We start from the raw sequence: 18327 nt of genomic DNA, 5'->3' as shown, positions 1-18327 counted from the left end.
TCAGAAGCCGACGAGCGCCCCGGCCGGCGTGTCGGCGATGGTGAACAAGGTGTCGAGCTTGGTCAACTCGAAGAGGGCCCGCAGGTCCTCGTTGAGTCCGGCCAGGCGGAGCTCGCCGCCGGCCTCACGCACCTTGCGATTCACCGAGACCAGCGCACCGAGACCGGACGAGTCGATATAGGCCGTGGGGGTGAAGTCGAGCACGAAGCGACGATCGCCGCGATCGAGGGCGTCCTGCAGCAGCTGCTTGAGCTCCTGCCGGTTGGCCACGATCAGCTGTCCCTCCACGGCCACCACCACGACGCCGCCTGCATCACGCGTTTCAGTGAACGCCATCAGTTCCTGCTCCTTGAGTCGAGTGCATCCGCAGGGTGGCCTGCAACACCACCATCGCGGCAACGTCCACAATATCGTCCGGTGTGGCCCCGCGCGACAGGTCGGACATCGGGCGGGCGAGTCCCTGCAGCAGCGGGCCGGCCGCCGACGCACCAGCCAGCCGCTCGGTCAGCTTGTAGGCGATGTTCCCCGCCTCGAGCGAGGGAAAGACCAGGATATTGGCCCGCCCCCCGACCGGCGACGCTGGACACTTCCGGGCGGCCACCGAGGCGTCGAGGGCGGCATCGGCCTGCAGTTCGCCATCGGCCGGCACGTCGGGCGCAATGGCGCGAAAGAGCTCCAGCGCGGCCCGCACCCGGTCGATCTCCGGCCCGGCGGCGCTCCCGAGGGTGCTGTAGGAGAGGAAGGCCACGACCGGCTCGTCGCCCACGAGCGCCCGTCGGTCGGCGGCGGCGGCGACCGCGGCCGCCGCCATCTGCTCGGGGGTAGGCACCGGGATCACCGCGATGTCGGTGTAGGTCAGGACGCGATCGTCCGGAAGGCCGAGGTACATCGCCGAGGTGACGGCCGTGATGCCATCGGCGAGCCCGATCGCCCAGAGCGCGGCGCGGAGGACGTCGGCCGTCGGCGCGAGGGACCCCGCGATGCAGCCGTCGGCCAACCCGAGCCCGACCAGGCCGGCGCCGAAGCGCAGCGGGTCCGCCGCCAGATCCAGCGCGTGCACGCCATCGCGCACCGACGCGGGCCGGCGATGGCGCAGCCAATTGGCGACCTCGGGCAGCCGCTCATCCTGTGCGGGGTCGATCTGGCCCGCGCCCAGCAGGATCGAGTCCGCGATGCCCAGGGCGGCGAGCGTGGCCGCGGCCGCCTGCACGCGCGGGTCCTCGCCCTCGGGAAAGACGAGCGTCGCGCCGGCTCCAGCGGCCCGCGCGCGCAGTGACTCGCGGAAGCTCACCGCCCGAACCGGGTCGCGAGGGCCTTCGCCACCGCCGGATGGATCAGTCCATCGAGATTGCCGCCGAAGCGAGCCGCGGTGCGCACCAGGGAGGACGAGAGGTAGGTCAGGTCGACCGCCGGGACGAGGAAGACGGTCTCGAGCGAGCCGTGCAGCTTGCGATTCATCATCGCCATCTGGAATTCATATTCGAAGTCACTGACGGCGCGCAGGCCGCGCACGACGATCGTGGCGTTCCGCTTGCGCGCAAAGTCGGCCAGCAGTCCCGAGAAGGAGGCATACTCGATCCGCGGATCGCGATCGGTCACTTCCTCGAGCATGGCCAGTCGCTCCTCGACCGTGAAGAGCGGTTCCTTCGCGGGGTTGATGGCGACGGCGACGATGAGGCGGTCGACCATCGTCAGCGCACGGCGGATGAGATCCTCGTGCCCTCGGGTCGGCGGGTCGAACGAGCCAGGGTAGATCGCGATGCGAGTCATGGGGCCCGAAAGAAGGAGACGGCGATGTCGCCCCAGCGGCGCGTGTCGGCACCAGGGAGTGTGACCGTCGGTGGATGTTCGACAGCAAGAATCCGTGCAAAGGGGCGTTCGCGCCAGAGGTCGGCGAGCCGGACGGCATAGTCCACCGAGAAGGGCGGGTCCGCCAACGCCAGATCGAAGGCACCGGGCTCGAGCGCGCCGGCGATGCGCATGGCATCCCCGCGACGAATGGTGGTGACGGTCTCCGCCCCGAGCGCGGCGATGTTGGCCTTGATCGCGGCGAGCGAGGGCGCGTTCAACTCGACGAAGGTGGCGTGGCGCGCCCCGCGTGACAGCGCTTCGAGCCCAAGCGCGCCGCTCCCCGCAAAGAGGTCGAGGACGTTGGCATCGGCGAGCTCCGGGCCGAGGATCGCGAGCCACGCTTCGCGGACGCGTTCGGCGGTCGGACGCACGCGGTCGTCCTTCGGCACCTGGAGTCGGCGTCCGCCCCAGCGTCCACTCACGATGCGCGTCATCCGCCGCGTGCCGGCGCGAGCGAGAGGACCCGCGCCTGCAGCGAGGAGACGCCGCGGAATTCGTTGCGCTCCAGCCGGAAGGCGACGTCCACGAATCCCTCCGCGAGTCCCGCGGCCCGATCGGCCCAGCCAAAGGCGATCGCGTCGACGACACGGCCATCCGCCGCGAGGCTCGCCTTCAGGTGCTTCTCGCCCACGGTGCGGCTGCCCTGCAGGCGGACGTGACGCGCGCCCAACACCGGTGCGGCGTTGCCCATGCCACACGGCTCGAGGTGCCGGCCCATCCGCTCGAGCTCATCGGTGACGTCGGCGAGGGGGAGCTCCAGGTCGACGCGCTGCGAGGGGCCCAGGTCGTCGGGCGTCAACTGGGCACGCGCCACGCTGACGAAGCGCGCACGAAACGCCTCGACCTGCTCGCCGGCGATCGTCAGGCCAGCCGCCATCCGGTGCCCGCCGTAGCGGGTGAGGAGATCGCCGCACGCCGTCAGCGCCGCGTGCAAGTCGAAGCCCTCGATGCTGCGCCCGCTCCCCTTCCCCACGCCGCCCTCGAGACCGATCAGGAAGGTCGGCCGACCGTAGCGCTCGACCACCCGCGAGGCCACGATGCCGATGACACCGGGGTGCCATCCCTCGCCCGCGAGCACGATCGCGGGATGCTCGGCCGCGTCGGCGTAGTGCTGCTCGACCAGCGCCATCGCGTCGTCCTGGATCTGCTGGTCGAGCGCCTGCCGTTCGCGATTCAGCCGTTCCAACTGTGCCGCCAGCGTGGCCGCTTCACGTTCGTCATCGGCGAGCAGCAGACGCACCCCGTCCTTCGCATCGGCGATCCGCCCGACGGCGTTGAGACGCGGCGCCAACGTGAAGCCGACCTGCCCGGCCCGGACCGGCTTCCCCGCCAGGTCACACTGCGCCAGCAACGCCTGCAGCCCCGGCCAGCGCGAGTCCTGGAGCAGCCGGAGGCCGTGCTTGACGAGGATGCGGTTCTCGCCGATCAGGGGCACGACGTCGGCCACGGTGGCGATGGCGACATAGTCCAGCAGGTGCATCGGGAACGAGGCGGGCAACCCCAGCGGTTCGACCAGTGCCTGCACCAGCTTGAAGGCGATGCCGGTCCCGCACATCATCCCGAGCCCGGCCTGGTCGTCGGCGCGCTGCGGGTTCACGATGGCGTCGGCGTCGGGAAGCCTCGGCCCGGGCAAGTGGTGATCGGTGATGATCACCTGGCGGCCAGCGGCCTTGGCGGCGGTGACCGCCTCGAGGGCGTTGGTGCCGCAATCGCAGGTGAGGATCAGCCCCGCCCCGACGCGCGCCGCCTCGGCGAGCCCGGCCGCACCAAAATCGTAGCCATCGGTGGTGCGGTGTGGCACGAAGGGAAAGACCGTCGCACCAGCCTGACGGAGCGCGCGCGTGAGCAGCGCGGTGGCGCATTGGCCATCGACATCGTAGTCGCCGTGCACGAGGATCGGCGTCCTGGCCGCAACCGCGCGCGTGATGATCGCGACGGCGTCGGCCATGCCGGCCAGCGCGTAGGGATCGGCGAGGGCATCAAGGGTGGGGCGCAGGAAGGCGCGGGCCCGCGCCTCCTCAGCAAACCCCCGCTGCACCAGCAATTTGGCGAGCGGGAGCGGGAGAGAGAGCGCCGCCGCCAGCGACGCGGCGGCCTCGGGATCCGGGGCCGGCGCGACGCGCCAGCGGGGCGCCGTGGTCAGACGACGGATTCCTGCAGGTAGATGATCGCCCCGCACATCTCGCACCCTTCCAGCAACAGCCCTTCGGCCTCGAGCCGACCAATGCGCGACGACGGGATCGCCGTATAGCACGCGGTGCAGATCGACTTGGTCGAGGGGACGAGAATCTCCGTCTTCCGCGAGCTGCGCAGGCGATCGTAGCGGACCCGGAGCGTGCGGTCGAGGGCAGAGGCCGACAACTCGCGCTCGGCCTTGGCCGCATCGAGTTCGGCCTGCAGTCCGGCGAGCCGCTCGGCGAACGAAGCGCGCGCCTCGGACTGCTCGGCGTGCAGCGCCGCGAGCCGTGCTTCGATCTCCGTCACCGCGTTGCCGCGGGTCGTGGCATCGTCGGCCAGGCGCATCCACTCGCTCTCTTCCTGCGCCAGAATGCTGCGCGCGAGTTCGACATCGGCCATCAGCTGGGCGGCGAGGCGCGGGTTCCGCTCCTGTTCGAGGCGAACGCGGCGCTTCTCCTGGTTGCTCTTCTGCGTATCGAGTTTCGTCGCGGTTTCGTCGCGGCGCCGCGCGAAGTCGGTGGCGGTGCGCGTCGCCGAGTGGATCTCGTTCTTGATCCGGTCGACGGCGACATCGAGGAGGGCGCGCTCGCTCTCCAGGGCCTCCAGCCGTTCGGCCAGTTCGGCGAGACGGCGATCCTTCGCTTGGACATCGAGCAGCTTCGGCAAGTCAGGATGCATCAGGAATCATTCCTCTGTTGGCGGATCGTCGCGGCTCGCGCGCGAGCGCGGCGCAGTGGCAAGATACATCCGGAATCGGGCCTGTCCCTCTTTGCTGAGCGCACGCCACCGGCGGCTGCGCTCCTGCGAGTCGGGTTCGGCCGCGATTTCGGGGAACTGGTGGATCTCCTCCAGGGCCTCCAGCGCCCCGGCGTACTCCTGATCGACATGGTACCCCTCCCCGGGCGGGGGCGACTCCATGAGGGCCTGCCAGGCCTCCTGGGCGCGCGGATCCAGCCCCAGCAGGGCATCACCGACCGGTGCCCCGTCCGGCAGCGCCACCAACGCCCCATAGATGCGGGCAAAGGTGGGGACCGTGAAGCGGTCGGGCGGCAATTCCCCACTCGCCCGGGCCAGCCAGGCCGGAGACGTCAACAGCAGCCGGAGCAGCTTTCGCTCGATCTCGGCGCCGGGGGTCCGCACTGCCGCCCGCCGTGGCGCGACCCGCTCCCCCCGCCCCTGGGCCTCGCGGTGCCACTCAGGCGGGCCCTCCTGCTCCGGAACGGCCGCCGGGCGAGAGGGCAACATCGCGGCGCGCGGTTTCGCCGCGGCTTCCGTCGCCACCACCTCACGCGGAATCCCCAGACGCTCTGCGACCCGCGAGATATAGAGCTCCCGAGTCACCGGATCGCTCGCGGCCCGCAGCGTCGAGAGCAGTTTGTCGAGCGCCTCGCGCGACTTGCGCACATCGGCGAACCACCCCTTCCGCTCCAGGAGCTGCAGCTTCCGCTCGAGCAGATCGACCGCATCCTCGAGTATCGGCGTCAACGCGCCTGCCCCACCATGCTGCACCACGGTGTCGGGATCGTCGCCCGGCGGCATCGTCGCGACGCGCACGCGGACCCCATGCGCCAGCAGGACGTCGCCGGCCCGGAAGGTCGACTTGAGTCCGGCGGCATCGCTGTCGTAGAGGATCACGACCTCGCTCGTGAAGCGCTTGAGGAGCGTGGCCTGCGCCTCGGTGAAGGCGGTGCCGAGCGGCGCCACGACATGATCAATGCCGGCAAGCGCGAGGCGCTGGGTGTCGAAGTAGCCTTCCACCAGGATCGCGAAACCGCTCTTCCGGATCGCGTGCTTGGCGAGGTGCATGTGATAGAGCTGCTCGCCCTTGTGGAAGATCGGCGTCTCGGGCGAGTTGAGATACTTCGGCTCGCCCCGGCCCAGGATGCGTCCCCCGAAGCCCACGACCCGTCCACGCAGGTCGTGAATCGGAAAGAGCAGCCGACCCCGGAAGCGCGGCGCGAGGGTGCCGTCGTCGCGGCGGACCACCAACGCGGCCTCGAGCATCGCCTCGTCGCCGAGGCCGAGCTGCTTCATCGCGGCCACGAACTCGGCACCGCGTGGGGCGTAGCCGAGGCCGAGCTCCGCGGCGGCGTCGAGGGCGAACTGGCGATCCAGGAGATAGCGGCGCGCGGGCTCGGCTTCGGTCGATTCGCGGAGCTGCGTGGCAAACCACCCCTGCGCCACCTCGCACGCCTGATACAATGGCTCGCGCGGGTCGGGGCCGATGCGCTCCGTGGCATCGGGGATCACGACGCCCACCCGGCGCGCGACCTCGCGCACCGCCGAGGGATAGTCGAGGCCGAAGCGCTTCTGGTACCAGGTGAAGACGTCGCCTGCCTCGTGGCAAACGAAGCAGTAGTAGAGGTTCTTCTTCGGGATGACGGCGAAGTTGCGATTGGTCCCGCCGTGGAACGGACAGGGGCCGCGCCAGTCGCTGCCGTTCCGCTTGAGCTGGATCGACTCCTGCACGATCTCCAGCAAGTCCGCGCTGTCGCGCACCTGCTCGATGAGTTCATCCGGGATCCGCGCCATCAGCGCAGCACCGCGATCGTCACGCCGGTGCCGCCCTGCTGGCGCTGGGCAAAGTCGAACGACGCGATCCGCTTGTCGTGGGTGAGCAGGCGGCGCACCATGTCGCGCAAGGCGCCGGTCCCCATGCCGTGGATGATGGCGAGATGCGGCTGCTCGGCGAGGACGGCACCATCGATCGCCCCGATCACCACCGCCTCCGCTTCGTCGGCGCGCATCCCGCGCAGGTCGAGCTCGTACGCGGCCTCGCGCGTCGGCTCGTCGACCGGGCGCAGCATCGCCTTCGCCTTCGGTGCGGCCTCGGCCTTGTTGAGCGGCGTGAGCGATGCCGCCGTCACCACGAGGCGCATCGTCCCGACCAGCACCACCACCTTGCCGTCGCTCCGCATCTCGGCGACGTCGCCCACCGTCCCGGTGGAGAGCCGCACGCGCCGGCCGACGGCGATCGCGCCGGTGCCGGCAGGTTCGAGCGTGTCGCGCTCATCGAGACGCCGCGACTCGGAGCGCACGCCGTCCTCGACCAGGCGGCGCGCTTCCTTGGCGGATGCCTCGTCGACGGCACCCTTCGCCAACGCGAGCGCGTCCTCGACCAACTTCCGCGCCTGCAGGAGGTACGCCTTGGCCTGCTTGGCGCGCTCGCGTTCGGCCTCCTTCTCCTGCCGCTTCAACTCCGCCTCGCGCGCGGCCTGCAGCTCGGCCGTCATGGCGGCCACGGCTTCGCGCCGTTCAACGTCGCCGACGCGTTCGCGCACGGCCGACTCCTCGGCACGCAACGATTGCTCGCGCGCTTCGACCTGCGCCAGCAATCGGTCGAGATCACGCTCCGCTTCCGGCACCAGCGCCTCGGCGGCCTCGAGCACCGCCGGATCGACGCCGAGGCGCCGCGCGATCGCCAGACCATACGATCGCCCGGGAATCCCCTTGGTGAAGCGATACGTCGGCGAGAGCGTGGCGGCGTCGAATTGCAACGAGCCGTTCACCACGCCCGGCACGCGCGTGGCCAGATCCTTGAGCGCGCCCAGGTGGGTCGTGGCCAGCGTGAGCACGCCGCGCCGCGTGAGCGTCTCGAGGATCGCCATCGCGAGGGCGCCGCCTTCCGCCGGGTCGGTGCCGGACCCGACCTCGTCGAGGATCACGATCGTCCCGGCGTCGGACGATTCGAGGATGCGCCGCAACTCGGCGACGTGCGCCGAGAAGGTGGAGAGATCGGCCGCGAGCGACTGGTGGTCCCCGATGTCGACGAAGAAGCGACGGACGATCGGCAACACGCATTCGGCACCGATCGGCGGGACGACGCCGGCCTGCGCCAGCGCCAGCATCAAGCCGGTCGCCTTGAGCAGCACCGTCTTGCCGCCGGTGTTCGGCCCGGAGATCAGCAGGGTGCGCTCTGCGCCATCGAGGACGAGGTCGAACGGAACGACGGTGATCCCGCGGGCGAGCAACAACGGGTGCCGCGCCCCGAGCAGACGGAGCGGCGTGCCGACCTCGCCGACGGCCGGCACTTCGCCGTTGGTGTCGCGCGCCCAGCGCGCACGTGCGAGGATGGTGTCCACTTCGACGGCGACGGCGTGCAAGGCGGCGATCGTCTCGCGGAGAGGACGCAACTTCTCCGTGAGCTCGCGGAGCACGACGAGCGTCTCGCGCTCCTCGGCGATGATCGCGGCGCGCACGGCGTTGCCGAGTTCGATCGCGGCCGACGGTTCGAGAAAGAGCGTACCGGCCGACCCCGACTCGTCGTGGATGATCCCCTCGGGGCGCGCCCGGGCATCGCGCCGCACCGGGATCACGTAGCGACCGCCGCGCATCGTCACCGTTGCGCCGGCGGGGACGGCGGCCGTGTCGAGATCGCGCAGCAACGATTCGAGGCGACGCACCAGCCGCTCGCGCGCCGCATGCACCTCGCGGCGGGCGGCGGCGAGCGCGGGCGACGCCGTGTCGAGGAGTTCGCCGTCGTCGCCGACGGAGAGTTCGAGCAGCCGTTCGATCGTGCGGTCGGCCGGCGGCGCTCGCAATGCGGCGACCATGGGGCAGGCCTCGGCCAGCCGCTCGAGTTCCTGCGCCACGGTGCGCCCGGCCGCCAGCGTGACCCGGACGGCGGCGAGTTCGTGGATCTCGAGGACGCTCCCTTCCATGCGCAGCCGGCCCAGGGCGCCCTTCAACTCCGGGACCGGCGGCACTTCGAGTCGGTCGCCACGGCGCAACACGGCGAGGAGTTCGCCCACGAGGGCGAGCTCCCAGCGGATCCATCCGGCATCGGCGGTTGGTCGGCGTGCACGCAATTGCCCCGCGCCGAGGGGCCCGGCGGCGTAGCCCGCGACGACGTCGAGCACGGCCTGAAATTCCAACGCCGCGAGCGCATCGGCCGAGGTCGCAGGGTCCAATGGCAACGGGGTGCCGTTCCCCCGATGGGACGGCACCCCGGTCGTTCCTGCTTCTGGTGCGGTCATCCCTGCGACAGCGCCTCGCGGGCGACCTGGTTGATCACCTTCCCGTCGGTGCGTCCCTTGAACTGCCCCATGAGCACCCCCATCAGCTTGCCGAGATCGGTGGTGCCAGCCGCGACAGCAGCACGGGCCGCAATGCGGATCTCTTCCGGATCGATCTCCGGCGGGAGATAGCCCTTCAGGACACCGATCTCGTACTCCTCGCGCGCAGCGAGTTCCGGACGATCGGCCTTGGTGTACTGCTCGAACGAGTCGAGACGCTGCTTGATCTGCTTCCGCAGCACCTCGACCGTCTCGACATCCGTGGGCTCGTGTCCGAGCTCGAGCTCACGGTTCTTCAACGAGGCAAGGACCGTCCCCAGCAACAGGGTCCGGTCCTTGTCGGCAGCCTTGCGCGCCACGATCTGGTCAGCGCGTAGGCGAGCGGTGATCTCAGGCATACGTACGGCCGCGACGCGTCTTGCGCTGGGCGGCATTTTCCTTCCGCTTCCGCTTCTCGCTCGGCTTTTCGTAATGCCGATGCTTCCGCAGATCGGAGAGGATGCCCGCCTTTTCACACTTCTTCTTGAAGCGCTTGAGCGCCCGCTCGAAGCTCTCATCCTCGTGGATGACGACTTCTGACATGAACTAAATCACCCCTCTCGGACCCCCGATCAGGGGGCGGTTAAGACATAGAAGGCCAAAGCTAGTCCCGAGTTGGGGTTGCGGCAACTGGAGGGGGGTGACCTGTGACCTGTGACCTGTGACCTGTGACCTGTGACCTGTGACCTGGGCTGGAGCCCCTGGTCACTGGTTACGGGTCACTGGTCACCTGCCCATCAGCCCGGCGGCCACCGCATCTGCCTCCCCCCCAGCACGTGCAGGTGCAGGTGGTGCACCGTCTGCCCCCCTTCCCGGCCGGTATTCATCACGAACCGGTAGCCGGCCTCCGCCAGGCCCAGCTCGGCGGCGACCCGCACTCCAAGGGCCATGACCTCCCCCAGGAGGGCCGCGCCGGCCTCTCCGTTGGCCTCGGCGGCCGAGGCGAGGTGGCTGGTGGGGATGACCAGGACGTGGGTCGGAGCCTGGGGGGAGAGGTCGCGGAAGGCGACGGCGTGGTCACTGCGGGCCACGATCTGGGCCGGAATCTCGCCGGTGGCGATTCGGCAGAAGATGCAATCGGGGGCGTTCATGGTCCGTCCGGCTGAGGTTGCCGGAATCTCACCCCGCCGACTGCGCCTGTCACCCGCCCGTGGGGACCATCTCGGCCACCAGCGACACCGGGGTCACATGGCAGCGCCCATCCTCGACCCTCACGTCGCTGCGCGTCCACGGCTGGTATCCGGTGGCGACGAGGTCGACGCGATAGGTGCCCGGACGCTCTACCGCGCCGGCGAGGGAATAAATCCGTCCCTCGATGTCGGTGAAGACGTGCAGCGAATCGAGGTACGCGCCATCCCTGAGCGCACCACGCACCCCTTCGGGGATCAGCTGACCCGTGGTGGCATCCTTGACGGAGAGGTTGACGCCGAAGCGAGCCTCGGTGGTGCAGATGATGGACTCGTCGCCATCACAACCGGCGACCAGCATGCACAGCGGGAGGAGGAGCAACGCGGTTCGCATGACAGCCCCGTCAGGTGGAGGGTGGTTCAGTCTCTACGCCGATCGGCGGTCAACACCGCCGCCGCGATCGCTGCGGTTTCGAAGCGAAGGACGTGCGATCCAAGCGTAACACGCACAGGGGCGAGCTCGCGTTCGCAAATCGTCAGGTCCTCCGCGACGAATCCACCCTCCGGGCCGATCAACCACCCGACCGCAGCATCGGCCGCGATGGACGGCAACGCCGCAGCGCCCGCTTCGCCGAGCCACCACTGCCCCGCCGGCAGCCACGACCGCAACGCCTCGATCGGCGTGAGGTCCGCGATCACCGGGGCCCAGCGATTCCCCGACTGTTTGCACGCCTCGCGTGCGCGCCGGCGTCCCTTGTCGATGGTGCCCTCGCGCAGTCGATTCTCGACGTGACGCGACCGCGCCGTTTCGAGCGGCACAAGGGTCGTGACCCCGAGCTCCGCCGACTTCTCGGCGAGCCAGAGAAAACGGTCCTTGTCGCCGCCACCCACGGCGAGGAGCAGCGGCGCCGGGCGGGGGTCCCGGGCGACGTTGTCCACGCGGAAGTACCACCGCTTTCCCTCGCGGTGGATCGTTCCGATGGCCGCGCCGCCCACCCCGTCCAGGCCTTCGACCTCGCTCCCTTCGGCGACACGGCGCACGTCGAGGTGATGGGCCTCATCCTCGTCGAGCCGGATCGACGCACCGACGACCAGGGCGTCGGCCGGGACGAGGAGCCGGATCACCCGAAGCGCGCCGCCACGCCCCACCACCCGGCGTCGTGCACATCATCGACGACGGTCCACCCCTCGCGCGCCAGCACGGGGCGGAAGAGCTCCTCCTCCATGTCTTCCATCCCGGCGAAGATCGCGAGGCCGCCCGGCACCAGCGAGCGCTGGATCGCGGGGAGCAGCAAGGTGTTCACGGTGCGGAGGATGTTCGAGCAGACGACTTCGGCCGGGCCGGCAAGGATGCCGAGGTCGCCGGCATCTCCGACCAGGAAGGTGACCCGATCGCTCACGCCGTTCTTCTCGGCGTTCGCCTCGGCGATCGGATGCGATTCGTCGTCGACCTCGATGCCGATCGCGCTCACCGCGCCGAGCTTCGCCGCGGCGATCGCGAGGATCCCCGAGCCGCTGCCGAAGTCGAGCACCCGATCCCCTGGGACAAGATGCCGCTCGAGCAGCGTCATCGCCGCGCGCGTCGAGCCGTGCTCGCCACTGCCGAACGCCGACTCCGGATCGAGGGACACGACGACTTCGTTCGTCGTGGGCACGACCGGCAGCCACGACGCCGTGACGACGAGCCGACCGAAGCGGCGCGTGATGATCCCGTCGCGCCACTTCACCGACCAGTCGACCGGGTCGAGGGGCGTGACACTCCCCTCGAGTTCGGGGAAGCACGCCACCAACGAGCCGACCAACTGCGCCGCGGCGTCCTCGGACGTCTCGACGGTCAGCAACACGCCGGGCGATGGCTCCTCGACACCCTGTCCCGTCGCTGCGATGAGCATCGCGGCCACGGCGTCGGTGTCGTCGGGCCGGCACTCGATACTGATGCGCCACCAGGTCTTGGTCATGCGCCGAGCGCTTCCTTGAGCTTGGACCAGAAGCCGCCCTTGCGTCCGGGACCCTCGCCCTCGTGCTTCGCGAGCTCGACGAAGAGCTGGCGCTGCTCGTCACTCAGCTCGTCGGGCGTCCAGACATGCAGGCGCACATTGAGGTCGCCGACCCCGGCGCCGCCGAGGCGCGGGATCCCCTTCCCGCGCAGTCGCAGCACGGTGCCCGACTGCGATCCGGCGGGCACGTCCAAAGCCTCGTCCCCGTAGGGCGTCGGGATCGTTGCGACGGTGCCGAGCGCCGCCTGCGAGAACGAGATCGGGAGATCGAGGAGCAGGTCGTCGCCCTGACGCTGGAACCGCTCGTCGTCGACGATCTCGATCATCACCTGCAGGTCGCCCGCCGGGCCGCCTCGCGGACCGGTCGCCCCGACACCACGCATCGTGAGGTAGTTCTGGTCCGACACGCCCGCCGGGATGTCGACCGCGACGGTGCGCTCGCCCTTCATCCGCCCCTCGCCCCGACAGACTTCGCACGGGGTGCGGATCACGTGGCCCTCGCCGCGGCACGCCGGGCACGGCCCGACCTGCACGAACTGGCCGAACATCGAGCGGGCGGCGCGGCGCACCTCGCCCGACCCTTCGCAAGTCCCGCACTTCACCGGCTTGGTGCCCTTCGCCGCACCCGTGCCGCCGCACGGCTCGCACGGCGTGAGCGTCTTGATCTTGATGTTGCGCTTGGCGCCGAGGGCCACCTCCGTCAGTGTGAGCTTGACGGTCACGCGGATGTCCTGGCCCCGATTCGCCTCGCCCTGCGCGCGCCCGCCGCCGAAGAGACTCTCGAGTCCGCCGAACCCGCCGAAGTCGCGCATGAAGATGTTGAGCGCTTCGGAGAGATCGATGTGCTGGAAGCCGGGCCCGCCCCCGAAGCCGCCGCCACCGCCGGGGGCCGCACCGGTGCGATCGTAGTAGGCGCGCTTGTCCGGATCCGAGAGGATCTGGTACGCCTCGGAGATCTCCTTGAACTTGGCCTCGGCATCGGGCGAGGAATTCCGGTCCGGATGGAATTCCATCGCCTGCTTGCGGTAGGCCTTCTTGATCTCATCGTCGGAGGCACCGCGCGCGATGCCCAGCATTTCGTACAGATCGCTCACTGCAAGAGTCCCTCGACCAGTCGTCCGGTATGTTCGACGAGGCCGATGATTTTGTCGTAAGGCATCCGCGTCGGTCCCAGCACGCCGATGACACCGGTCGCGCCGCCGCGCCGGTACGTGGAGGTGACGAGGGTGAACCCGGCCAGGCCGGGATCGCCGTGTTCGCCACCAATGGTAATGGTCATGCCATCCTGCTTCCGCTGCGCCAGCGCCGCCTGCAGCACGTCGCGTCGATCAGTGAGCGAGAGCAGCGAACGCATCCGCTCGCTCGACGCGAACTCGGGCTGGTCGACGAGCACCGACGCGCTGCCCAGCAGCACCGCGCCACCGGCATCCGACGGATCGAAGAGGCCGTCGCCCTCGGCGAGAATGATGTCGAGGAGTTCCGCCGCCTCCGGTGAGGACGCCGCGTCGCGCAGCCGATCGCCGAGGGTCGCACGCACCTCGCGCAGCGTGAGCCCACCGAGCCGCTCGTTCAACAACCGCTGCACCTCGTCCACCTGGTCCCGCGTCAGCGCACTCGGCAGGCGCACGTAGATCGTCCGCACCGTCCCGCTGCGCAGGTTGAGCACCATCAACAGCCGCTCGACCGACACCGCCACGAGGTCGACCCGCTCGAGGACGATCTCATCGAGCGCCGGTCCCACCGCAACGCCAAGCTCCTGCGTCAGGATCCCGAGCACCTGAGCCGCGCGCTTCAGCAGCTCCTCGCTGGCGTTGGCGGCGACCAACTCGACCTCGAGCTGCTCGCGCAGCTGGGCGTCGGGCGGCGTGCCCCGCACCATCCGATCGACATACACCCGATAGGCCTGATCGGTCGGGATCCGGCCGGCCGAGGTGTGGGGGTGAAAGAGGAACCCCTTGGCCTCGAGATCGGACATCGTGCTGCGGATCGACGCGGGCGAAATCCCCAGCGCCGAACGACGGGCCACGGTCTGGCTCCCGGCCGGTTCCGCGGTCGCGATATAGGTCTCGATGACCGCTTCGAGCACCCGGCGCTCGCGGTCGGACAGGGATTCGGGATCGGCCATCCGGGAAAGCTAGGAATCCGAGATCGCGGATACCAGCGCATCGAGCCGGAGCCACCCTTCGGCGGTCAGCCGAATCTGGCCGTTGGCCAGCGCCGCCCACCCCGTGCGAATCCAGTTGGCGCGGGCTCCCTCGGGCACTTCCCACTCGGCCAGCCCCTCGGTGGTCCGGAGGCCAAGGTAGAGGCGTTCGAGGCGCCGGGCGTCCCCGTCAAGCGCCTCGTCACCCGCCATCAGGGGTTCCCCGCGGCTGGCGAGCCGGGCGTACTCGGCCCACTCGCGGACGTTCCAGGAGCGAATGCCATGCAGCAGGGAGTGCGCCGAGGGGCCGAGGCCGATGTAGTCGGCCCCACGCCAATACGCCGAATTGTGCCGCGAGCGGTAGCCGGGCTTGGCGGCGTTCGAGACCTCGTAATGCTCGAAGCCCTGGTTCACCAGGAGGTCGTGCGCCTGGAGGAACTCGGTGGCGTAGCGATCGTCGCCGATGGCGGCGGCCTCTCCGCGCGAGGTCCAGTGCGCCAGCGGCGTGTGCGGCTCCACGGTGAGGCCGTAGAGCGAGATGTGCGTCGGCTCGAGCTCGAGGGTCAAGTCAAAGTCGCGGAGCCAGTCACGACGCAGCGCGACCGGCACCCCGAAGATGAGGTCCATCGAGATGTTGTCGAAGCCGGCATTGCGAAGGATCGAAACGGCGAACGGAACCTGCTGGGCCGTGTGCGTCCGGTGCATCCACTCGAGCACGGCGGGTTCGTGACTCTGCACGCCGAGCGAGATCCGGTTCACGCCCGCCTCGCGCCAGGCGATCGCGCGGTCAGGCGTCACGTCGTCCGGATTGGCCTCCAGTGTCACCTCGGCATCGGAGGCAAGCGGCCGGTCGGCCGTGATCATCTGGATCAGTCGACCGATGGTGTCGCCCTCGAGCCGCGACGGCGTCCCACCGCCGAAGTACAAGGTGCTGATGCTGGGCCAGACATCCCACGCCGCCACGCTGCGGCGCAGGCGCCACTCGGCGCGCAGCGCCTCAAGAAAATCGGCATCGGGAGAGGCCTTCCGCACGGCGATCGCGAAGTCGCAGTAGGAACAGCGGCGCGCGCAGAACGGGACGTGGACATAGACATGCATACCCGAATGGTAACGTCGACATCGACTCCCTGCCCTTCACGCACGGGCGGCCCGTCGATACTGGGCGCCCGGCAGCGACTGCGCCAACCCGCCGATTTCGAGCCCCAGCAGGGTCGCCAGCAACTCCCCCACCGGCAACCCGACAACGAGCGCCAGCTCATCGACGTGCATGCCGACCGGGCCGAGTGCGGCGAAGACCCGCGCCTCCGTGGGCGAGAGGGTGCAGGGCGGCACCTCTCGCGCGGCGGCGGCCGGGGCGGAAACCCTCGCGCCAAAGAGCCTCAGCAGCTCGGTCGGTTCCAGGAGCGGGGTCGCGCCGTCCCGCAGGAGTCGGTTGGTCCCGCGCGAGGTCCGCGAATTCACCGGCCCGGGCACGACCAGCACCTCTCGTCCCTGCTCGAGCGCGGAGTTGACCGTCAGCATCGTCCCCGAACCCTCGGCGGCCTCCACGACCACCGTCACCTGCGCGAGCCCGCTGATGAGACGATTCCGTCGCGGGAAGGCACCGGGGGAATCGGGACGCTGCCCCGGCGAATGTTCGCTGACCAACAATCCCTCGAGGTACATCCGCCGGAAGAGCTCGGCGTTCTGTCGTGGATACATCACGTCAACGCCGCAGCCGAGCACGCCGATGGTCGGTCCGCCGACGTCGAGCGCCCCCTGATGCGCGACGGCATCGAGCCCGCGCGCCATCCCGCTCACGACTGCGATTCCGGCCCGCGCGGCCACAATGGCCAACTCGCGCGCGATCTCCTCGCCGTAGCGCGAATGATCGCGACTCCCGACGATCGCCACGGCCGGCGCGTCGAGGAGATGCAGTGCACCGCGTGCCCAGAGCAGCACGGGCGGATCGGGGATGGAGCGGAGGGCCGCCGGAAAATCTGGTGATGGTGGCACCAGCAACATCTGCCCCGCCGCTGCCGCCTCGTCGAGGAACGCGGGGATGGCCTCGGCGTTGGTGGAACGGATGGCGCTGATGACGGCGGTGGGAATGCCGCCTACGCTCTGCAATTGCGCGGAGGAGGCCGAGAGCACGGCCTGCGCGGAACCGAAATGCGAAAAGAGGGCGGCGAGGCGGTGGGGACCCAACTGCTCGAGGAGCGCCAACGCCAGGTAGGCGTGGCGCTCCGCGAGGTCATTCGTCGTCGGAGGCGGCGGACTCGTCGGTGAAGGGATCGGGAATGTCGGCGGCTTCTGCGGCATCGTCCTCATCGCTTGGTGACCACGGTTCTTCCTCGGCATCCTCGGCGCGAATCTCCTGCACCGCACTCCAGAGCGACTCCTTCAACGGCTCGAGCCCATGGCCCGAGACCGAGGAAATCGTCACCACCATCCGGGCGTCCGGCGCCACCAGCTCCGGGACGGGATCGCCCTCGGGGAGCAGGTCACCCTTGCTGAGGATGACCAGATACGGCTTGGTCGCCAGCACGTCACTGTAGAGCGCGACCTCGCGCCGGAGCTGGTCGAACACCGCCTGCGGATCGGGCGAATCGAGCGGCACGAGGAAGGCGAGCAATCGGGTCCGCTCCACGTGTTGCAGGAAGCGGAGGCCGAGCCCCTTGCCGGCGTGTGCGCCTTCGATGATCCCCGGAATGTCGGCGACGACGAAGGAGCGCGATCCCGAGAGCCCGGCCACGCCGAGGTTCGGTTCCAGTGTCGTGAAGGGATAGTCCGCGATCTTGGGACGCGCGGCACTGATCACCGACAGCAGGGTACTCTTTCCCGCGTTCGGTTCGCCGACCAGACCGACATCGGCGATCAACTTCAGCACGAACGCCAGCCGCCGTTCTTCGCCGGGGGTTCCCTCTTCCCACTCCCGTGGTGCCTGGTGCGTCGCCGAGGTGAAGCGCGCATTGCCGCGGCCGCCGCGACCGCCCTTCGCCACCAGGACCTGATCGCCGGCGCGCATCACTTCACCGAGCGTCTCGCCGGTCGCGTCGTCGATGATGAGGGTACCCGGGGGCACCGGCATGATGACGTCGTCACGGGACGGCCCGGTCATGTTCTTTCCCTTGCCGTGCCCGCCGCGCTCCGCCTTCCACGAGGTCCGATAGCGATAGTCGAGCAGCGTCGCGAAGTTGGCCTCCGCGCGCACATAGACCGAACCGCCGTTGCCGCCGTCGCCGCCGTCGGGGCCACCCTTCGCCTTGAACTTGAAGCGGGCAAAGGACGAGGCACCGTCGCCACCACCACCACCGTGTACTTCCACCACCACGCGATCGACGAAGCTCATGCCAGGGGACTCCAGTTGTCGCGCACCCCTTCCCACAAGTCCTTGACGCGCTTGAAGTCGTCATAGGAGAGGAAGGGATTGACCAGCGTGAGCGCCGCGTCGACCTGCGCGATGGTGGCTCCCGCATTCAGGGCACCGCGCAGGTGCGAATGCAACTGGCGCGGCGTATCGAGGACGGCGGTCTGCGCAATCACGCAGAGTTCCCGCCGCCAGGGTTCAAGACCGGGACGCGAGAGGGTGCGACCATATCCCTCGGTGACCATCCACTGGTCGAGCGCCGGGTGCAGCTTCGCCACGTTCTCGCGGAGCTTGCGATAGTTGTCGCCATAGATCATCCGACAGGTCGCTTCGCCACGGGCCTGCCAGTCGGGGTAGGCGGCGTAATCGAGGTCGGCGGTGTCGTTGGTCGCCGGCGTGCCGATGGCCTGCCGCCAGAGCGTCGCGGCAACCAGCGTGCGTGGCCAGCCCACCATGAGCACGGACTGGAGCAACAGCTCGTCCACCCAGAGCGGGTCGACACCACGCGCGACCGTGTCGGCGACGCGGTCCCGGACGGTCGGTTCCTCACCCTGCGCGATGGCCGCGGCCAGGGTCACAAGGGAACGGGTGGATTCGTCCAGGGCGGAGGTGGTATCAGGGGTCATGG

The 18327-nt window shown here is 69.6% G+C and carries 20 protein-coding genes; all 20 read right to left on the bottom strand.

Annotated elements, in window-relative coordinates; translation table 11 throughout:
- Entirely contained in the window at window positions 1–336 is a 336-nt protein-coding gene (locus IPG05_08350) for an STAS domain-containing protein (GenBank protein MBK6495099.1), read from the bottom strand.
- Window positions 323–1291 carry a hypothetical protein gene (locus IPG05_08345; GenBank protein MBK6495098.1) on the bottom strand — a complete coding sequence of 323 codons (969 nt, stop codon included), beginning with the start codon at window positions 1289–1291 and terminating at the stop codon, window positions 323–325. Before IPG05_08345 ends, IPG05_08350 begins: the two co-directional genes overlap by 14 nt.
- Complete coding sequence (gene coaD / locus IPG05_08340) at window positions 1288–1770, bottom strand: pantetheine-phosphate adenylyltransferase (protein ID MBK6495097.1); 483 nt, start codon at window positions 1768–1770, stop codon at window positions 1288–1290. The genes IPG05_08345 and coaD overlap by 4 nt, the downstream gene beginning before the upstream one ends.
- Complete coding sequence (gene rsmD, locus IPG05_08335) at window positions 1767–2285, bottom strand: 16S rRNA (guanine(966)-N(2))-methyltransferase RsmD (protein ID MBK6495096.1); 519 nt, start codon at window positions 2283–2285, stop codon at window positions 1767–1769. Before rsmD ends, coaD begins: the two co-directional genes overlap by 4 nt.
- Window positions 2282–4039, bottom strand: coding sequence for a single-stranded-DNA-specific exonuclease RecJ (gene recJ, locus IPG05_08330; protein MBK6495095.1), 1758 nt, complete (start codon window positions 4037–4039; stop codon window positions 2282–2284). Before recJ ends, rsmD begins: the two co-directional genes overlap by 4 nt.
- Complete coding sequence (locus IPG05_08325) at window positions 3991–4707, bottom strand: hypothetical protein (protein ID MBK6495094.1); 717 nt, start codon at window positions 4705–4707, stop codon at window positions 3991–3993. Before IPG05_08325 ends, recJ begins: the two co-directional genes overlap by 49 nt.
- Window positions 4708–4713: 6 nt before the next feature.
- Window positions 4714–6561, bottom strand: coding sequence for a DNA primase (locus tag IPG05_08320; GenBank protein ID MBK6495093.1), 1848 nt, complete (start codon window positions 6559–6561; stop codon window positions 4714–4716).
- On the bottom strand, window positions 6561–8945 hold the full coding sequence (locus tag IPG05_08315; protein ID MBK6495092.1) for a Smr/MutS family protein: 2385 nt from the start codon (window positions 8943–8945) through the stop codon (window positions 6561–6563). Before IPG05_08315 ends, IPG05_08320 begins: the two co-directional genes overlap by 1 nt.
- Before the next feature lie 56 nt (window positions 8946–9001).
- Window positions 9002–9403: a GatB/YqeY domain-containing protein gene (locus IPG05_08310; GenBank protein ID MBK6495091.1), complete on the bottom strand. Its 402-nt coding sequence runs from the start codon at window positions 9401–9403 to the stop codon at window positions 9002–9004.
- Between the two features lie 31 nt (window positions 9404–9434).
- Window positions 9435–9626, bottom strand: coding sequence for a 30S ribosomal protein S21 (locus IPG05_08305; protein MBK6495090.1), 192 nt, complete (start codon window positions 9624–9626; stop codon window positions 9435–9437).
- Window positions 9627–9820: 194 nt separating this feature from the next.
- A complete protein-coding gene (locus tag IPG05_08300; protein ID MBK6495089.1) occupies window positions 9821–10174 on the bottom strand; it encodes a histidine triad nucleotide-binding protein in 354 nt (117 codons plus the stop codon).
- A gap of 49 nt (window positions 10175–10223) precedes the next feature.
- Entirely contained in the window at window positions 10224–10604 is a 381-nt protein-coding gene (locus IPG05_08295) for a carboxypeptidase regulatory-like domain-containing protein (protein ID MBK6495088.1), read from the bottom strand.
- A gap of 26 nt (window positions 10605–10630) precedes the next feature.
- A complete protein-coding gene (locus tag IPG05_08290) occupies window positions 10631–11335 on the bottom strand; it encodes an RsmE family RNA methyltransferase (GenBank protein ID MBK6495087.1) in 705 nt (234 codons plus the stop codon).
- Complete coding sequence (locus IPG05_08285) at window positions 11332–12168, bottom strand: 50S ribosomal protein L11 methyltransferase (protein ID MBK6495086.1); 837 nt, start codon at window positions 12166–12168, stop codon at window positions 11332–11334. The genes IPG05_08290 and IPG05_08285 overlap by 4 nt, the downstream gene beginning before the upstream one ends.
- Window positions 12165–13301 carry a molecular chaperone DnaJ gene (gene dnaJ, locus IPG05_08280; GenBank protein MBK6495085.1) on the bottom strand — a complete coding sequence of 379 codons (1137 nt, stop codon included), beginning with the start codon at window positions 13299–13301 and terminating at the stop codon, window positions 12165–12167. The genes IPG05_08285 and dnaJ overlap by 4 nt, the downstream gene beginning before the upstream one ends.
- Window positions 13298–14332, bottom strand: a complete 1035-nt coding sequence (hrcA, locus tag IPG05_08275; GenBank protein ID MBK6495084.1) for a heat-inducible transcription repressor HrcA — start codon at window positions 14330–14332, stop codon at window positions 13298–13300. Before hrcA ends, dnaJ begins: the two co-directional genes overlap by 4 nt.
- A 9-nt stretch (window positions 14333–14341) precedes the next feature.
- The gene (gene hemW, locus IPG05_08270) at window positions 14342–15448 is read right to left on the bottom strand and encodes a radical SAM family heme chaperone HemW (protein MBK6495083.1); all 1107 of its coding nucleotides are present in this window, start codon (window positions 15446–15448) and stop codon (window positions 14342–14344) included.
- Window positions 15449–15484: 36 nt separating this feature from the next.
- Complete coding sequence (gene dprA / locus IPG05_08265; protein MBK6495082.1) at window positions 15485–16651, bottom strand: DNA-protecting protein DprA; 1167 nt, start codon at window positions 16649–16651, stop codon at window positions 15485–15487.
- Window positions 16584–17681, bottom strand: coding sequence for a GTPase ObgE (gene obgE, locus IPG05_08260; protein ID MBK6495081.1), 1098 nt, complete (start codon window positions 17679–17681; stop codon window positions 16584–16586). Before obgE ends, dprA begins: the two co-directional genes overlap by 68 nt.
- Complete coding sequence (locus IPG05_08255) at window positions 17678–18325, bottom strand: carboxymuconolactone decarboxylase family protein (protein MBK6495080.1); 648 nt, start codon at window positions 18323–18325, stop codon at window positions 17678–17680. Before IPG05_08255 ends, obgE begins: the two co-directional genes overlap by 4 nt.
- Between the last annotated feature and the right edge of the window lie 2 nt (window positions 18326–18327).

It is taken from the genome of Gemmatimonadota bacterium (assembly GCA_016704275.1).
Lineage (GTDB): Bacteria > Gemmatimonadota > Gemmatimonadetes > Gemmatimonadales > GWC2-71-9 > Palsa-1233.
The sequence above is the reverse complement of the archived record's forward strand: the minus strand, read 5'-3'. Positions and strand labels throughout refer to the sequence as shown.

Coding starts and splice junctions, on each gene's coding strand:
- dprA (MBK6495082.1), bottom strand. CDS start 16,651: ATGCCGCAGAAGCCGCCGACATTCCCGATCCCTTCACCGACGAGTCCG.
- rsmD (MBK6495096.1), bottom strand. CDS start 2,285: ATGACGCGCATCGTGAGTGGACGCTGGGGCGGACGCCGACTCCAGGTG.
- IPG05_08350 (MBK6495099.1), bottom strand. CDS start 336: ATGGCGTTCACTGAAACGCGTGATGCAGGCGGCGTCGTGGTGGTGGCC.
- hemW (MBK6495083.1), bottom strand. CDS start 15,448: ATGCATGTCTATGTCCACGTCCCGTTCTGCGCGCGCCGCTGTTCCTAC.
- IPG05_08320 (MBK6495093.1), bottom strand. CDS start 6,561: ATGGCGCGGATCCCGGATGAACTCATCGAGCAGGTGCGCGACAGCGCG.
- IPG05_08285 (MBK6495086.1), bottom strand. CDS start 12,168: ATGACCAAGACCTGGTGGCGCATCAGTATCGAGTGCCGGCCCGACGAC.
- IPG05_08325 (MBK6495094.1), bottom strand. CDS start 4,707: ATGCATCCTGACTTGCCGAAGCTGCTCGATGTCCAAGCGAAGGATCGC.
- coaD (MBK6495097.1), bottom strand. CDS start 1,770: ATGACTCGCATCGCGATCTACCCTGGCTCGTTCGACCCGCCGACCCGA.
- IPG05_08305 (MBK6495090.1), bottom strand. CDS start 9,626: ATGTCAGAAGTCGTCATCCACGAGGATGAGAGCTTCGAGCGGGCGCTC.
- IPG05_08300 (MBK6495089.1), bottom strand. CDS start 10,174: ATGAACGCCCCCGATTGCATCTTCTGCCGAATCGCCACCGGCGAGATT.
- IPG05_08255 (MBK6495080.1), bottom strand. CDS start 18,325: ATGACCCCTGATACCACCTCCGCCCTGGACGAATCCACCCGTTCCCTT.
- obgE (MBK6495081.1), bottom strand. CDS start 17,681: ATGAGCTTCGTCGATCGCGTGGTGGTGGAAGTACACGGTGGTGGTGGT.
- IPG05_08295 (MBK6495088.1), bottom strand. CDS start 10,604: ATGCGAACCGCGTTGCTCCTCCTCCCGCTGTGCATGCTGGTCGCCGGT.
- hrcA (MBK6495084.1), bottom strand. CDS start 14,332: ATGGCCGATCCCGAATCCCTGTCCGACCGCGAGCGCCGGGTGCTCGAA.